Origin of the sequence: Halomonas sp. CH40, assembly GCA_041875495.1 — a bacterium.
In the GTDB taxonomy this organism is placed as follows: Bacteria; Pseudomonadota; Gammaproteobacteria; order Pseudomonadales; family Halomonadaceae; genus Vreelandella.
In genome coordinates, this window is record CP112982.1 from 2957136 (window position 1) to 2973158 (window position 16023).

The 16023-nt window shown below is 59.6% G+C and carries 8 protein-coding genes; 3 read left to right on the top strand and 5 right to left on the bottom strand.

All coding sequences use genetic code 11. From position 1 onward, the window contains the following. Positions 1-11: 11 nt before the first annotated feature. Complete coding sequence (gene trpB / locus OR573_13615) at positions 12-1268, bottom strand: tryptophan synthase subunit beta (GenBank protein XGA79522.1); 1257 nt, start codon at positions 1266-1268, stop codon at positions 12-14. A gap of 133 nt (positions 1269-1401) precedes the next feature. Between trpB and OR573_13620 the strand changes: the two genes are divergently transcribed. Further along, positions 1402-2307, top strand: coding sequence for a LysR family transcriptional regulator (locus tag OR573_13620; GenBank protein ID XGA79523.1), 906 nt, complete (start codon positions 1402-1404; stop codon positions 2305-2307). A gap of 17 nt (positions 2308-2324) precedes the next feature. Here the strand turns inward: OR573_13620 and OR573_13625 are convergent, their stop codons facing one another. Next, positions 2325-2645 (bottom strand): hypothetical protein, encoded by a 321-nt coding sequence (locus OR573_13625; GenBank protein ID XGA79524.1) that lies wholly within the window; start codon positions 2643-2645, stop codon positions 2325-2327. Positions 2646-2840: 195 nt separating this feature from the next. On the opposite strand from OR573_13625, the gene OR573_13630 reads away from it, so the two are divergent. Further along, positions 2841-3608 (top strand): class I SAM-dependent methyltransferase, encoded by a 768-nt coding sequence (locus OR573_13630; protein ID XGA79525.1) that lies wholly within the window; start codon positions 2841-2843, stop codon positions 3606-3608. A 172-nt stretch (positions 3609-3780) separates the two neighbouring features. Here OR573_13630 and OR573_13635 read toward each other — a convergent pair whose 3' ends face one another. Then, positions 3781-10923 carry an ExeM/NucH family extracellular endonuclease gene (locus tag OR573_13635; protein XGA79526.1) on the bottom strand — a complete coding sequence of 2381 codons (7143 nt, stop codon included), beginning with the start codon at positions 10921-10923 and terminating at the stop codon, positions 3781-3783. Positions 10924-11039: 116 nt separating this feature from the next. Here OR573_13635 and OR573_13640 point away from each other — a divergent pair, with 116 nt between their 5' ends. Beyond that, the gene (locus OR573_13640; GenBank protein XGA79527.1) at positions 11040-12146 is read left to right on the top strand and encodes an aminotransferase class I/II-fold pyridoxal phosphate-dependent enzyme; all 1107 of its coding nucleotides are present in this window, start codon (positions 11040-11042) and stop codon (positions 12144-12146) included. 38 nt (positions 12147-12184) lie between these two features. Here OR573_13640 and OR573_13645 read toward each other — a convergent pair whose 3' ends face one another. After that, entirely contained in the window at positions 12185-14860 is a 2676-nt protein-coding gene (locus tag OR573_13645) for an AAA family ATPase (GenBank protein ID XGA79528.1), read from the bottom strand. Next, positions 14851-15996 carry a DNA repair exonuclease gene (locus OR573_13650; protein ID XGA79529.1) on the bottom strand — a complete coding sequence of 382 codons (1146 nt, stop codon included), beginning with the start codon at positions 15994-15996 and terminating at the stop codon, positions 14851-14853. Before OR573_13650 ends, OR573_13645 begins: the two co-directional genes overlap by 10 nt. Positions 15997-16023: the final 27 nt, after the last annotated feature.

Consider the following 16023-nt stretch of genomic DNA (forward strand, 5'->3'; position numbering starts at 1 on the left):
AGACTCCTGATTCATGGGGAAGTGGGTTTCACACCAAATTTTTCGCCCAGGTGCTGGGCAACGCTCATCATGTCCTTGTCGCCGCGCCCGCTGAGGTTGATGACCATCAGGTGTTCACGGGGAAGCGTCGGTGCCCGCTTAGCCACCTCGGCCAGGGCGTGAGCGGTTTCCAGGGCAGGAATGATGCCTTCCTGACGGCAGCAGAGCTGGAAGGCTTCCAGCGCTTCATCATCGGTGGCCGAGACATAGTCGACCCGTTTCTGCTCGTGCAACCAGGCGTGTTCCGGGCCGATGCCGGGATAATCCAGCCCGGCAGAAATCGAGTGGGCGTCGGTAATCTGGCCGTCCTCGTTCTGCAGCAGATAGGTGCGGTTGCCGTGCAGTACGCCGGGGGTGCCGCCGTTCAGGCTGGCCGCATGCAGGCCGCTTTTCACCCCTTTGCCACCGGCTTCAACGCCAATCATCTGTACATCGGCATCGTCAATAAAGGGGTAGAAAAGCCCCAGGGCGTTGGAGCCACCACCCACGCAGGCAATCAGTGAATCCGGCAGGCGGCCATGTTTTTCCAGCATCTGGGTGCGGGTTTCGTGGCCAATCACTGCCTGGAAATCACGCACCATGGCCGGGTAAGGGTGCGGGCCCGCCACAGTGCCGATAATGTAGAAGGTGTCATCCACATTGGTGACCCAGTCGCGCAGGGCTTCGTTCATGGCATCCTTGAGGGTGCCGGTGCCGGAGGTGACTGGAATAATCTCCGCCCCTAACAGCTTCATGCGGAACACATTGGTCTGCTGGCGCTCGATATCCGTTTCGCCCATATAGATCACGCAGGGCAGGCCGAAGCGCGCCGCTACCGTGGCAGTGGCCACGCCGTGCATGCCCGCGCCGGTCTCGGCGATAATGCGCTTTTTACCCATCTGTTTGGCCAGCAGCACCTGGCCAATGCAGTTGTTGATCTTGTGGGCGCCGGTATGATTAAGCTCTTCACGCTTGAAATACACGCTGGCGCCGCCCAGGTGCTCGGTCAGCCGTTCGGCAAAATACAGCGGGTTGGGTCGGCCGATGTAGTCTCCCTGGAAGTAGGCCAGCTGACGCTGGAACTCAGGGTCGCTCTTGGCCGCGGTGTATTCCTCCTGCAGCTCCAGAATCAGCGGCATCAGGGTTTCAGCCACAAAGCGGCCACCAAAACTGCCAAACATACCGTTGATATCGGGCAGGCTGGTCGCCTTTGGAGCTGCTAAATGGGATAGATCGATAGGCTTATTCATCACAACCTCGGTGTCAGACATCAGCCTGCTGGGTCAGCGGGCTATGTGTTGAGTATGTGATGACATTAGCCCAGGCAGGCGCGGATAAAAATCGATAAGATATCACCAACTTGTGAGCTGGAGTCACACATTGATGAACCACACCCTCCCCCCGCTCGGCGCCCTGCGCGCTTTTGAAGCGACCGCCCGGCTGGGCAGCGTGACCGCCGCTGCCAACGAGCTGAGCGTGACCCACGGCGCCGTCAGCCGCCAGCTGAAAAGCCTCGATGAACATTTTGGTGTGGCGCTGTTGACCAAGGAAGGCCGTGGCCTGGTCTTGACGCCCCACGGGCAACGCTTGCAAAGCGGCGTGGGCGAGGCGTTTGCGCGACTGAGGGATAGTTGTGCAGCGCTCAAGGATGAGCTGCGTCAGGCGCCCTTCACCCTAGCCTGCCCCGGCAGCCTGCTGGCGCGCTGGCTGATCCCCCGGCTTGACCGCTTGCATGCGGCGCTGCCGGCGCTCAATTTACAGGTGGTGGTGAGTGACACTGAACAGCCTGACACCCACAGCGCCACCAGCGCCCACCTGGCCTTTTCCGAGCCGCCTTGGCCAGCGGAGGCAGCGGTGATCAAGCTGATGCCCGAGCAGATCTGCGCGGTGGTAAGCCCGGCGCTGGCCAGGCACTGCGACCCGCATCACCCAGCTACCCTGCTGGCCAATACCTTGCTGTATACCGCCTCACGCCCCCAGGCATGGCCGCAATGGGCCAGTGCCCAGGGGCTTGAACAGCCAGCGCTGGAAGAAGCCCTGCAAAAAGGCCAGGGCTTTGACCATCTGTTTTATCTGATTGAAGCGGCAGCGGCGGGTATGGGAGTAGCGATTGCGCCTACCCTGCTGGTTGAGGATGACTTGCGCAGTGGCCGCCTGGTTGCCCCCTGGGGAAGCATAGAGACAACCGCCCGGCTATGCCTGTGGCTGCCCCCAGCATGGCAGGGTGGTCATCAGCCGCACGGCACCCGGCTGGCCAACTGGCTAAAGCAGGAGCTGGGCAGCCAGTAGCAGCCGCCCAACCTGCATCATTCGCCGAAATCAATGCCCAGGCTCAAGCCTTTCAGGCTACCGAATGAGACCTTGAGTTCATCACCAAACAGCGGGTGACCTTCCACGGCCAACTCAAGGTTAGCAGAGGCGCCCCGATAGCGAACATTGGCGGATACCTCGGCAGACTGGCTGATCGGCGCTAGCCAGTCGTAGTCAAGATTATCCACCTCAACTGCCGTCATGCCGCGTTCATCCAGCTGCTCATCAAGCACCTTTTCAACCGCCATTCCGTAATAGGTAGTTAGGCCGAAATACCCCAGCCCCAGCAATACCAGCAGTGAAAACAACTTACCCATAACATTCCTCTGTTTTGAAAAGACTGTTTTGAAAAGACCGTTCAGCTTATGGTTAAACAGCGAGTGGCGATAATGCCTGCCCTCCTCAGGCGAAACAAGCAGACAAAGATGAACCTGTTTTAATCTGTCCAGTTCAGTATGGTTTATACGCTATACTTTACACCCTCTTTTTATTAACGATGCCAGGAAGCCGCTATGTCTGATGCCCCCAGGAACTCACCCGGACAGGAATGGAATGCCAATCAATACGCCGAAAATGCCAGTTTTGTTTCTGAACTGGGCGGGAAAGTCATGCAGCTACTGGCCCCTCAACCTGGCCAGCGTATTCTAGACCTTGGCTGTGGCGATGGTGCGCTGACGGAACGCATTGCACAAGCGGGCGCCAGCGTTCTGGGCGTAGATGCCTCAGCAGATATGGTGGCTGCCACCCAGCGCCGTGGGCTAACGGCGCAGGTTGTTGACGCTCATCAACTGCCCTTTGATCAGGCGTTTGATGCGGTCTTCAGTAATGCCGCCATTCATTGGATGCTCGACCCCCAGGCGGTACTGGCGGGTGTAAAACGCTCATTGAAACCGGGCGGGCGTTTTGTGGCGGAGTTCGGTGGCCATGGCAATGTGGCGGCAATCTGTACCGCCCTGATTGCCTCGCTGCAGTTTCGTGGCATTGGTGCGGATGACCGTCACCCCTGGTACTTCCCGACCACAAATGAGTATGAAAACCTGCTTGAAACAGCGGGCTTTCATGTCGATTCCATCGAGCTGATTCCGCGTCCTACCCCGCTGCCCACCGGCATTGGTGGCTGGCTTGAAACCTTTGCCAGCCCTTTTATGCACGGGCTTGAAGAAGATCTTAAACACTTGATCATCGATAACACCATCAATCTGCTGGCCCATAGCCTGCGCGATAGCCACGGTAACTGGACCGCCGACTATGTCAGGCTACGCGTCTCTGCTCATACCTGAGACCACAAAGCCCCGCCGAGGCGGTGCTATTGCGCTGTGGCACAAGAGAATGCGGTTGAAGAAAAAGTGGAAATTAGCGGCTTAGATCCGACCATAATCTTTAGCCGAACAAACAGAAAAGCGGACCCGGAGGTCCGCTTTTTTGCAGCATCAAACATTCGTGATGATCAGATCATGCGGCGTCCATGCTAAACGGAGTTGTATCCACGCCAGTCAGCACGGCATCCTCACGTATATCCAGGTTCTGGATACGGGTGTCCTCGCTGGCCGGTGTTTCCGCTTCGCTAAAGGGCGTCTCACTGAAGAACTCCCCCATGTACTCGGCGAAGGCATCCTGCTCAGTGCCCGTGTCGGCAAAGGTAAACAGACCATCGTCGAGGTCACTGTCGACCAAATCCACTCGATCAAGCACTGTGGTGTCATCAAACGGATAGCCATCGCCGCCATTGGCTAGAAAGCCCAAGGTAACGATTTTAAGCGTGTCAGTGGCGCTGCCCACTAGCGCACCTTCTGCTACCAGCACGTCCGCCACTTCTCCTTCATCATCCATGATAGCGGCGCTCTGGATGCGATTGCCCGCAGGCTTATCCCAGTCAAAGCTGTACTGAATGCCGCCCACCTGGGCAAACTGCCCTGCGGTTACCCCTGGCCCAGAGGCCGCTACCGCATGTTCCAATACCTCCACCAACGTCTCGCGGGTAATGGTCAGGATTGCCAGGTCATTGTTGAAACGCAGCGTTTGTGCCGCATCCAGCTGCGACACGCCACCCGCAGGCTTGCCGATAGTAGGGTCTGCTGCAGGCGCTTGAAAGCTCGGTTCGCTATCTTCGCCCTGCACCACCACCTGGCCGATCGGTTCACGAATGCCGCCACCGTTTTTCAGCGATACCATCACCTCTGCGTCTACCTGTTGTGCATACCACAGGTTAGCATCCGCGGTGAGATTCCCCAGATTGGTCTCTTCAGTGCGCACCGCACCACGTTCCCCCACCAGGTACGTATCGGTCAGGCCGAGGATATTGCCATCCTGGTCGGCAACAAAGTCGGATACGGCGTTGACCAGATCACGCGCTATGGCGCCATCGCTGCCCTCGGCAAAGGCGCTGTCAGTATCACCCCACAAGGCGGAGACCTGATCATCCGTAGCGGCATAGACGCCGGATGTGGCCGGATCCAGTGATTCCGTCAGCAGGTTGCCGTCGGCATCAAATTCCACCACCAGCTGGCCCACATAGCGCCAGCCGCCATCGGTGTTGATAATGGCAACATCGTTACCAGCCGCGTCCTGGGTCAGCACCGGATAGGTGCCATAGGGCTCAGGAGCGCCAGGGAACAGACCGCGATCCACGTCTTCGCTATCAGCCAGCAGGCTGTTGGAGCCACCCGCCATGATGATATCGACGCCTTCCAGCAGCGTGGCCAGCTCTTCCTCGAACTGGATCTGTTGCAGATGCGAGGCCAGCACAATCTTGTTGACACCCTGCTCGGTCAAATCATCAATGATCGGTTGAACGATATCAGCCAGTGCCTGCATGTCGTTGCTGCCACCGCCCAGCACTTGGGTATCCCCGGGCGAAGAAATACTTTCCAGAATTTGCGTGGTCAGGCCGATTACGCCCACTTTCTCACCACCCACTTCCTGGATCATCGCCGGTGCCAGCTTCGGCGGACGGGCCCCGTCTGCCACAGCCTGAGGGCCAGCACGAAACGCCTCACGGTCGAGAATCTCTTCGGTTGCCAGGCCTGACAGATTGCCATCTTCTGAAAAATCCAGATTGGCCGATAGGTACGGGAACTGTGAACCTACCCAGTCGATATCACTTAATGTGCCACCCTCGTTGACCGAGGGCGCGATCATATCCGCAATCAGACCCGCGCCCAGGTCAAACTCGTGGTTGCCCAGCGTTACAGCTGACACTCCCATCAGGTCGGCCAACAAGGTTTCCACGCGCCCTGACTCAGCGCCTATGCCCGACAATGAACCTGCATCCAGGCCGTAAATTGCTTCAGCTGCGGCCTGGAGGGCTGGCTGCAGGCTGCCGTCAGCCGCCGCGGTCAGGTAGGGTCCCGGTAATACAAGGTCTCCCGAGCTCACCGTCAGCGTATTGGCATACTGGTCTTCCAGATAATCCACGATGGCCACGAAGTTGGGAGCATTGAGCAGGTCACTGCCACCGCCTTCCATATCTGCAGCGTGCAGCAGCTGTAACTGGAAGTTCTCCTCAGGATCTGAGGATAGATCCAACCCAACCAGCACCGGGTCATGATCTGAGCTGCGGAAAGCATCGGCTGCATAGAGATTTTCATCCTGACGATCATTGGTGAAGTCGGTGTTGTAATCCAGTGCCGAGGCTTCGTCCGCATTGATATGCCAGGTGGTGGTGCCGGTAACCTGATCCTGCAGCGAATCACTGGCCAGGGCGTGATCCAGCGACCCCCAGAAGCCATCAAAGACATAGCTGTAGTCATCATTAACGCGGCTGTAACCGGCGTCTTCCAGGGTGGTGATGGGGTCTTCCATGGCATAGGCATTCAGGTCGCCAATAATCAGCACGTCGCTGTCACCGCTACCCGTCGGGTCGCTGGCCAGCCAGTCGCGCAGTTCCTCGGCCGCTTCCACACGGGTCGGGTTGTTGTTGCCCTGGCCGTCACCAATGGCATTCTCATCATTGACCACACTGCCTTTGGATTTGAAGTGGTTGACCACCGCCGAGAACACTTCACCAGTGGCATTGTCTTCAAAGGTCTGCAACAGCGGGGCACGGTTGGCCGATTCAAAGGCGCCATCGGTCTTGGTGGCAGCAGCCCCCACCGGCGTCACCGCTTCACTGTTGTAGATCATGCCAACGGCAATGGCATCGTCGCCAGGGCTGACGACATTACCTTCGGCGTCCTGAGGTACGCTATACGCCCAGTTGACGCCTTCGCCCGCCTCGGCATTTAAAGCATCCACCAGAGCGGCAATGGCACTGTTATCGCCATAACCGTTGTTTTCGATCTCCATCAAACCGACGACGTCCGCGCCGCTGGCGTTAATCGCTTCAACCAGTTTGGCTTCCTGACGGGCAAATTCCTCAGCATTGTCGGCACCGCGGGGGCTGTGCTCCGTGCCCGCCATGGTGACTGTCTTGTTGCCCTCTTCATCCAGCGTGGTGAAGTAATTGAGGACATTGAAAGAGGCCACGTTAATATCCGGGTTACCCAGGGCCTCAGCGTCGGGTGTGGCAGGGCGCTCTGGGCCGCTGAAATCCAGCCCCTCCACGTTCTGAACCTTCCATTCACCAAACGAGAAATCCAGTACCCCTTCCAACTCGTCCAGCTCATCGCCGCCGCGCAGCGGATTGTCGGCAGAAAGCTCTTCACCGTTGCGCCCGTAAATGACCGGGTCCGGGTTCTGAGTACTGTTGGCATCATCGATCTTGATGGTGCGCGATTCGGCATCGTCCAGCCAGGCAGTATAGCCTTCTGCATCCGGGCTATTGACCTCGGTGAACTGTTCCAGTCGCCCACCGGAAGACAGGGTAACTTCACCAAAGCGGCCCAGTTGATAGAGTTCGGTTACGGTCAGCGGCTCCCCGTCCAAGGCTTCTATGGCCACACGCATGCCTTCAAAGGCTTCCAGGCCATCTTTATCGGTAAACGGCATTTCGATGCGCTGGCTGGAAGGCAAAGCCAGCCCGCTTTCCAGCACTTCCAGGGAGTCACGGTCAGCGCTGAGCTGAGTTTTATTGAAGAACTCCGCCACTTCCCCGCTGATACGGATCTGCTGACCGGCTTCCAGGTTGGCGCTCAGCCAGTCGGCACTTTCACTGCCGGTATAGACAAAAATACCTTCGGACGTGTCAGCATCACCATCGTTATCAGCATCTTCTTCCTGCAGGAAGAACCCGTCCATGCCTGGAGCAACCATGGTCACCACCGCTTCTACGGTGACGCTTTCACCCACCAGCGGGCTGACGTCGCTAGCGCCCTGAATGGCAGAGATCAGGGTGATCTGTTCAGCCAGTTCAGGGGTGCTACCCGGCGTGGCGACGGCAGGCACATCGCCGCTATCACCGCCCAGTGCGCTGGAGCTTTCGGCATTGCTATCGTCTGCTGAGATAAAACGCCCAGCATCGACATCCCAGGCAGCGGCATCAAAGCCGTCGGTATCCGGGTAAGCCGCTGTATCCAGACGAATCCCGCCGTCCAATGGGTTGCCTTGCCACAGGGTGGCTGCATCACTGCCACCCCCTAGGCCGGAGGCGTCTTCAGCAAAGCCCACCTGAAGGGAATCAATCCCTTCAAGGTCGCTCCATGCGGCGCGGAACTCAGCCACCGCATCGGCATTGCCATCGACCATGACAATGGCGGATTCCCCTGGTGCCAGCTCACTCAGCCCCTGAATCTGCACCGCATTTTCCGGATCTGAACTGTCATCGTCGTAATAAAGCGATGTGCTGCTGACATCTACCGTCTCCGTGGAGCGGTTGGTAATCTCGAACCAGTCTTCGGTCACGTCCGGGCCGCTCTGGCCCGGCCAGATCTCAGTAATCTGGATCCTGCCTTCCGCACTGCCCGGCGTGGCAACGGCAGGCACATCGCCGCTATCACCGCCCAATGCGCTGGAGCTTTCGGCATTGCTATCGTCTGCTGAGATGAAACGCCCAGCGTCAACATCCCAGGCAGCGGCATCAAAGCCGTCGGTATCCGGGTAGGCCGCAGAAGCTACCTGATCGCCGTTGGTGCGTGGATCACCCAACCAGAGGGTTGCCGCGTCGCCACCGCCGCCCAGGCCAGAGGCATCTTCGGCATAACCGATCTTGAGGGAGTCGATGTTGTCCAGGTTGCTCCAGGCCGCACGGAATTCCGCCACCGAATCGGCATTGCCATCCACCATGACGACGGCAGTTTCACCCGGTGCCAACCCATCCAGGCCTTGAATCTGCACGGCATCTTCAGGGTCGGCGCTATCATCATCGTAGTACAGCGGGGTGGTGGTGAAATCGAGGGTTTCCAATGAGCGGTTGGTGATCTCGAACCAGTCTTCGGTCACATCCGGGCCGCTCTGGCCTGACCAGATCTCACTGATGACCAGACCGATATCACGATTCCCGGGCACATAGATCTCTTCCATGGTGCCGATCTGGAAATCCTGCGTGGCCACTGAAGGCAGCGCCGTGTTGTCGCCTGCCCAGTTGGCCGGGTTAGCAATGGCACTCAGCAGCTCGGCGGCTGTTCCATTGCCTGTGCCGACATAGGCAGCATTATCGTATTCTGCATCCACGCTTTCGCCTACGGCAACAGCAGTAACGCCTTCTTCTAGACCGGGGGGCAAACCGGAGTCGTTGGCGCTGGAAGCGCTTTCCTGCCATTCGTTGCTGTTGGTCTGCACGGCAAACAGGAAGGTGGGCGCTTCCGGCATGCCGGTAAAGGCAATCACCTGATCACCGCTGCCAGACAGATTGAAGCCGTTATTACCCACCGCTTCACCGTTGGACTCGCGGAACTGCTCTGCCTGCTCGGTGAAAGAGATGAGCGTACCTGGCGCTACGCCACCGGCCGGGGCCGTCCAGGTCACCGCCCCTTCGTTGGCACGGAAGCTGTCGCCAGCCCAACCGGAATCGGTAAAGGTAATCTCTGCGCCTGCGGCAATGCCCTTCAGTGTGACAAACTGGAACTCATCCGGGTTGTCCGTCTGCACCGCCGTAATGGCGATATCGCCCGGGCGTGGGCTGAAACCAGGCAAGGCATCAAATTCGATATCCACACCGATAAAACGCTGCTGCTCGGCAGGCAGATCCTTGGATTCCTGGCCATCACCCAGCCAGTCCACGGTGCCGCTGTCGTACAGTACGCCAGCGCTAAAGCCGCTTTCCGTGGCCTGCACATCAAACAGGGTTTCCGGTTTGGCCGTCAAGGCATCCGGGGCGGTATTGAGATCCGGCCCTTCCACTTGCCTGACGACATGAGCACCATCCCACTGATACAGGGCAAAGCCTTGCTCGTCGTCGTCGTTTTCAGGGCCTGCCAGCACCAGGTAGCTGCCATCGCCCGCAGGCTCGATGGCACGAATCACCCGGCCTTCCAGATCCAGACGCAGCGGCGTGCCAAACTCGGCATCGGTGGCGTCGCCAGCGACCAGTGCCGGGGCGTTATTGATCGGAATCACCTGGGCCAGGCCGTTATCCAGTGGTGCTCGCAGCCCCAACATCAGGGTGTCGCCGACAAAGGCGGCGCCTTCGACATTGATTCCCGTTGCCAGGCCTTTGGCGTTGGCGCCAAGGCCGTGATCATTATTGGCATCCCAGGCCTGCAGCTGCTCAGCCAGAGCAGTGAACTGGCCTTCCACTTCGATATTCAGGCTGTCGGCATCGTCTCCCGTAATGCGGGTCGCAAACAGCATGGAGCGTTGGGCGCTTTCATGGGAGCCCAGCCAATACTGAACGCCATCCAGGGTCGCTACCGCTTCCAGATCCGCTTCCTGAGTATCATTCAGACCTAGTGCATCGTTAAGGTTGACGCTGGCCTGCGGCTCGCCATCGGCGTCACGGTCATAAAGACGCAGCGTCTGATCTTCATCATCGGCGACCAGCATCAGCCGCTCGCCCACAGCAACCGCCGTTGATGCATCCGAGGTGCCCTGGTGATAACGCTCGCCTAGCCCCAATGGAGTTTCAGGCGCCGGCTCTTCGGGCTCCGATGGCTCCGATGGCTCCGATGGCTCCGATGGCTCTGATGGTTCTGATGGCTCTTCCGGTTCAGCATCGGTTTCAAGCAATTCTGTCAGGTAGTTTTCCAACGCCTGCTCGGGGGTATCGCTGCTCAGCAAGGTGCCCACCACCTGAGTGGGTGCCAATTCGCTCGCCTCTTCACTGGCGTTAATTGACTGGCTGACTGCGTCACGAGAAACGCCGTTTTCCAGCTGCTCCAGCCAGTAGCCAAAGCCTTCAGTATCGGGTTCACGAGCCAGCAGGCTGGAATAGGCATTGGTCAGCCAGGCTGCATCATCTAGCGTCATAACACCGGTTTGCGCTTCTTCTGATGCCTTCATGGCATCACCAATGGCATCAATGGACGTGCCCTGGCGCAGCACAGATACCCAGTATTGCAGGCCTTCGGCGTCTGCCGGGCGCTGTAGAATCTGGGTATACAAGGCTATTACTGGCTGTATATCCGCCTGAAACTCGTCGCTATTCAGCATCTGATCAGCCACATCTTCAAGCGATAGGCTTGCATCGGTCAGAACGCTATTCCAGTAGGCAAGGCCATCTGCATCCGGTTCGCGCAGCAGAAAATCCCGGTAGAGTGTCGTCAAGGCAGCTTCGAATGACATGAGGTGATCCTGTAATGAATAATGAACAAACAGAATTGCACAACGACATGTCGAGGCCGTGTCGCTATGTTGACACTTAAATGACTAAACTGACTTAATTTGTGGCGGAGGATAGAATGCCGACTTTTCCTGACCACCTTCAAGGTGATGGCCCGACCAACCCTTTCCCCGGTGTACGCGTGCTGGAACGTCGCCTGGGCCGCGAGATACCCCATCAGCTGGGTTCCAACGAAGGGCTGGATATGCCGCATCGCGCCGTGCGCGAGCACTTTGGCGATGCCATGGCGGCGCATGTTTACAGCTATGGCGACGGCGAGGCACTGGGCATTCGCTCGCGGCTTGCTGAGCAAAAGCAGATCCCTCTTGAGGCCATGCTGGTGGATGCAGGAGCCGATAGCCTGCTGGCGCTTTCTCTGCGCGCCTTAACTCAAGCCGGCGATAGCGTGATCAGCACCTCAGGCACCTACCCCACCTTTGCCTATTTTGCCCGTGGCCAGGGTTGCCGCCTGGTGGAAGTGCCCTATCAGCAAGGGCCGGGGCTTTTGGCGCCCGACCTTGAAGCCTTGGCTCAGGCCGCTCAACGCGAAAACGCGCGGCTGGTGTATCTCGCCAACCCGGATAACCCCAGCGGCCATGTTCACAGCGATGACGACGTGCTGGCTCTGCGCCAGGCACTGCCGGAGAACTGCTGGCTGTTGCTGGATGAGGCCTACCATGATTTCCGTGAAGATGCGGATGGAGACTTTGGCCGCCGCGTGCTGCCCGGCGTGGTGCGGGTACGCACCCTTTCCAAGGCCCACGGCCTGGCGGGCTTGCGGGTGGGCTACGCGATTGCCGAGCCGAACACCTTAGCGGTGATGATGAAGGTGCGCATTCACTACGCCGTATCGACCCTGACCCAGGCCGCCGCCGAGGTGGTGCTGGATCACCCGGACGAGGTGCTGGATCACGTCAACGCCGTGCGCCAGCGCCGCGACCAGCTGGCCGCACACCTGGCAGGGCTGGGCGCGGACGTGCTGCCAAGCGCCACCAATTTTGTTGGTCTTCGCCTGCCAAGTGCCGAGCTGGCAGCGCGCATACATCAACAGCTGCTGGAAGAAGGCAAGCTGATTGCCCGTCCGGCCGACCCGGCCCTTGGCCACGTGCTGCGCATTACCGCCGTCGAAGATGCCCTGGTGCCCGGCAGGCTGAACACGTTGGAACAGGCGCTCACCGCAGGCTGAACGTCTCTCTATCCGGGCACTGTCTATCTGCCACTTACCTATCCGCTGGATGCCATCTTCAGGGTAGGCAGGTCGCGGGGAGCCACGCCCAGGTCGTCCCAGTGCTGCGGGTGGCAGGTGAATAACAGGATCTGATGACGTTCAGCCGCATCAAACAGGATGCGCTTCATCTGCTCCAGGCGTTCACGATCACAATGCACCAAGGCATCATCCAGAATGATCAGGGTGGGCCGCCCGGCTTCGGCCAGCAGATCGGCATAGGCCAGGCGGCTGACTAGCCCCATCTGCTCCCGGGCGCCAAAGCTCAGGGCCTCCAGCTCGCCATGCTCCTCCGCTTGATTGTTGGGTGATTGCGGGCGGATCAGGGCTTGCGGCAGGAGGTTGTCGTCCACGCTGAGGGTGGCACCGGGGAAGATCAGCTGCAGGTAGTGGTTAAGGTGTTTCTGCAGCGGCGCCTGCAGTTTGCGGGTCACGGCCTGACGCTCGCGTTTCAGCAATGACAGTAAAAGATCCAGCGCCTTGGCTCTTTTTTCAAGCTGTAACCTGCGCCGCTGCTGGCTTTCAAGCTGCTGGCGAAGCGCGTCGCGCTGTTCTTCCAGCCCTTGCGCTCCCAGGGTTTCCAGACGGGTTTTCAGGCGTTCGATCTCACTGGCCCGTTCGCGGGCTTCGAATTCCATGGCATCCGCGCTGTCGCTAAAACGCTTGATGTCCTGGGCGAGCATCGCCGGGTTGGCTGCGTCGATATCCCGTTGGCGCGTGTTCATATCCGCCTGCAGCTGCTCAACCTCTGCCTTGAGTTCGATCAAACGCCGTCGGGCACTCTGCTCACGCTCTTGGCGATCCAGCGCTTGAATGGCTGCTTCAAGGCGCTGCCATTCGCGCTCGGCGTTGGTAAGCGCCTGTTGCGCCAGGGTCAACGTCTGCTGATGATGGCTACGCGCTTGCTCCGCTTCTTCAAGCTGGGCCTGGGCGGTTTCCAGCTGGCGGCTGGCCAGCTCTTCTGTTGGCAAGGCGGCATCGTCCTGATGCGCGGGCAAGGCTGCCAACGACGCTGCCAGAGCGCTGCGTTCCTGCTCGGCCAACTGGTGCTCACCCGCCAGGGTATCCACCCCATTGGGGGCAAGGTCGCCCAGGCGCAGGGCCGTTTGTTCGACTTTGTGCGCCAGCTCGCGAGCTTCGCTGGCTTGCTGCTCAGCGCTGGCCAGGTCGGTGACCTGGAGTTGCTGTAACAGGGCCTCGCGATCTGCTTCCAGGCTCTGCTGCTGGCGGAGCAGATCGGCTACATCAGTGCCGCCGGGCTGAATGGTCAGGGTGCCCACACCGGGAATGGCAACATGCGTTGCGCTCAGCAGCAGCTTCTCGCCCTCGCCTGCCACTGATGCCTGGTCAATCAACAGCTGTTGACCCGGCTCCAGCCGGTAGGCCAGGCGAGTGGCGAGCATTTCCTGCTTGGCTTTCAGCTGGCCCAGCTGCAGCTCAAGCTGCCTGAGTCGCTCAAGCGCATCGATATCCACCGCCTGGCGCTGATGCTGTGCGCTCAATTCCTGACGCTGCTGTTGCAGCTCGCGGGCTTTTGCGAGCGTCTCCGCCAGCCGCCTGACCTTGTCTTCAGCGCCTTTCAGCTGCTGTTGAAGACGTTGACGGTGGGCCTTGTGGCGAGCCGCCGTGAGTATCTGGCGGGCATCGTCATAACGCTGACTGGCTGCTTCCCGCTGATGCTCGATGGGGGCAGCTTGTTCCTTACATTGGGCTAGCTGCTGCTCAGCCTTTTGCTTGTCTTTCTGGCGTTCTTCAAGCTGGGTGGCCTGGGCCGCAAAATCTTCCAGCTGCTGATGGTTAAGCTGCTGTTGATACTGAAAATCATCCAGGGTCTTTTGCGCCTGAGCCTGCTGTTCGCGGAGCTTCTCAACCGCAGCCAGCTGGGTTTCAGCGGCCTTTGCCTTCTCGCGCTGGGCTTCCCAGGGGCGTTGGGCCTCTACCTCGCACTGCTTGGCCTGCAGCTGGCCCAGGTGATCGACTTGATCACGGTAGCGGGCAACCTGTGCTTCCTGCTCGGCAAGCTCATCGGCCAGGGTGTTGCAGGCTTCCCGGGTGTCACGCAGATCGCCAGTCGGCTTGCCTGTCTGGGTCAGCAGTTTGGCACGCTGCTGTTCAACCTGTTGGATCAGCTGATCGCCGCCACTGCTTACCACTTCCCCCAGGGCATCGCCCAGGTGCTGGCTCAGCGCCGATTGCAAATGCTCACCCGCATGGTTAGCCGGGTCGCGAATATGCTGCCCGGCGCCCTGCTCCACCCACAGTAAGCCGGGGATGCCCCGATGCTCGGCTTTACTGGCACCCCGCGCAGGTGTGGCATAACCCAGCAGTTGGGCCAGGTGTTCCTCGGCTTCATCACCGCTGTAGTGGGTGTCGCCGACCTTTAGATCACAGCGCTTGCGTTGCAGAAAGCGCTTGTCCAGTTTCCAGTGTTGGCCCTGCCAATCAAAGGCCAGGCTGACTTGCGGTGACGCCGACGAATCGCCCCAGGGCTGTAGGTCGCTCAAGGTGCCGGATTTGTGGCGTTCAAAAAACGCCGCCCGAATCGCCCGCACCAGGGTGCTTTTGCCGGATTCATTCGGGCCGGTAAACAGGTTGATGCCCGGCGTTAGCCCGTTGAGCACCAACCCCGTGCGGAACTGCTGAAATTCGCTGACTTCCAGAGAGATCAGTTGCATGAAGGGCTCTCCTGGCTGGCGCTGACAGGCGTCTGGTCAAGCAGCAATCCCGCCAGTATGGCCAGCGCTTCATTGGCCACCTCACTATCAGCGGCACTTTGCTGGCGCCTTTGTAGATCATCAATCACGCTGCCCACATAGCCATCAGCCTGCAGGGCGGCAATATCCTCAGCGGTGGGGGCCAGGGTCAGCTCGGCCTGATGGACCTGCAGGCTACGCTGGCGGCCCGCCGCCAACCCCAGCGCCTGCTCCAGTCGCTGGTAGCTGGCCAGATCCAGCTGGCCTTGCAGGGTCAGATCAAGCACGGATCGCGGCGCCAGCGCCTGCAGCTCGGTAATCAGTTCATCCACGTCAGAGGCGACCGACAGCGCCCGCTGCCATTGATACCAGCCGTGCTTGCCCACCTCCACCGGCGTTACCTTGGGCGCTATCCCCGGCGCCTCCAAGCTAACCAGTAACGCCTGCCCTGCTGCGTTGTTACGAAAACGGTCAGCCTCCGGGGTGCCGCTGTACCAGGTGCGGGCGTCAATCTGCTTACAACCGTGCCAGTCCCCCAGGGCCAGATAATCCAGCCGGGCACTGGTAGCGCGCTCAGCGGCAATCGGGTTGGGGGAATCAATACTTTCTGCCAACTGACCGGTCACGCTGCCATGCGCCAAGCCAAGGCGCAGGAAGTGTTCAGGCGTTTCGGCGCGGTCAAACCAGGCTGTCAGATCCTGATAAGTCTGGCGCTGGGTAAGCGGCGCAGGCAGGATCGCCGTGCTGATATCGGCCAGGATAAAAGGTTCTGGCGATGCCAACAGATGCACATTGGCGGGTATGGCACCAATGCGTGCTGCCCGCGTCCAGACGCTTTCGGCTAGCGCCGCATCGTGGTTGCCCGGCAGCATCAGCCATGGCCCCGAATAGGTGGACAGCGCTTGAAAAGTGCGGTGCAGGGAGCGCTCGCTCAGAGTCTGGGCGTCGAAGATATCGCCTGCTACCAGCACAGCATCGACCTGCTCATCGGCTGCCAGCGCGGCAAGCGCTTCAACGGCGGTAAAGCGCGCTTCTGCCAGCGCCAATCCATCGTCCTGTTCAAATCGCGCGTACTGGCGGCCAATCTGCCAGTCGGCGGTGTGGAGAAAGCGGGGCATGGCAGCCTCCTTGCTGAAAGTGGGAAT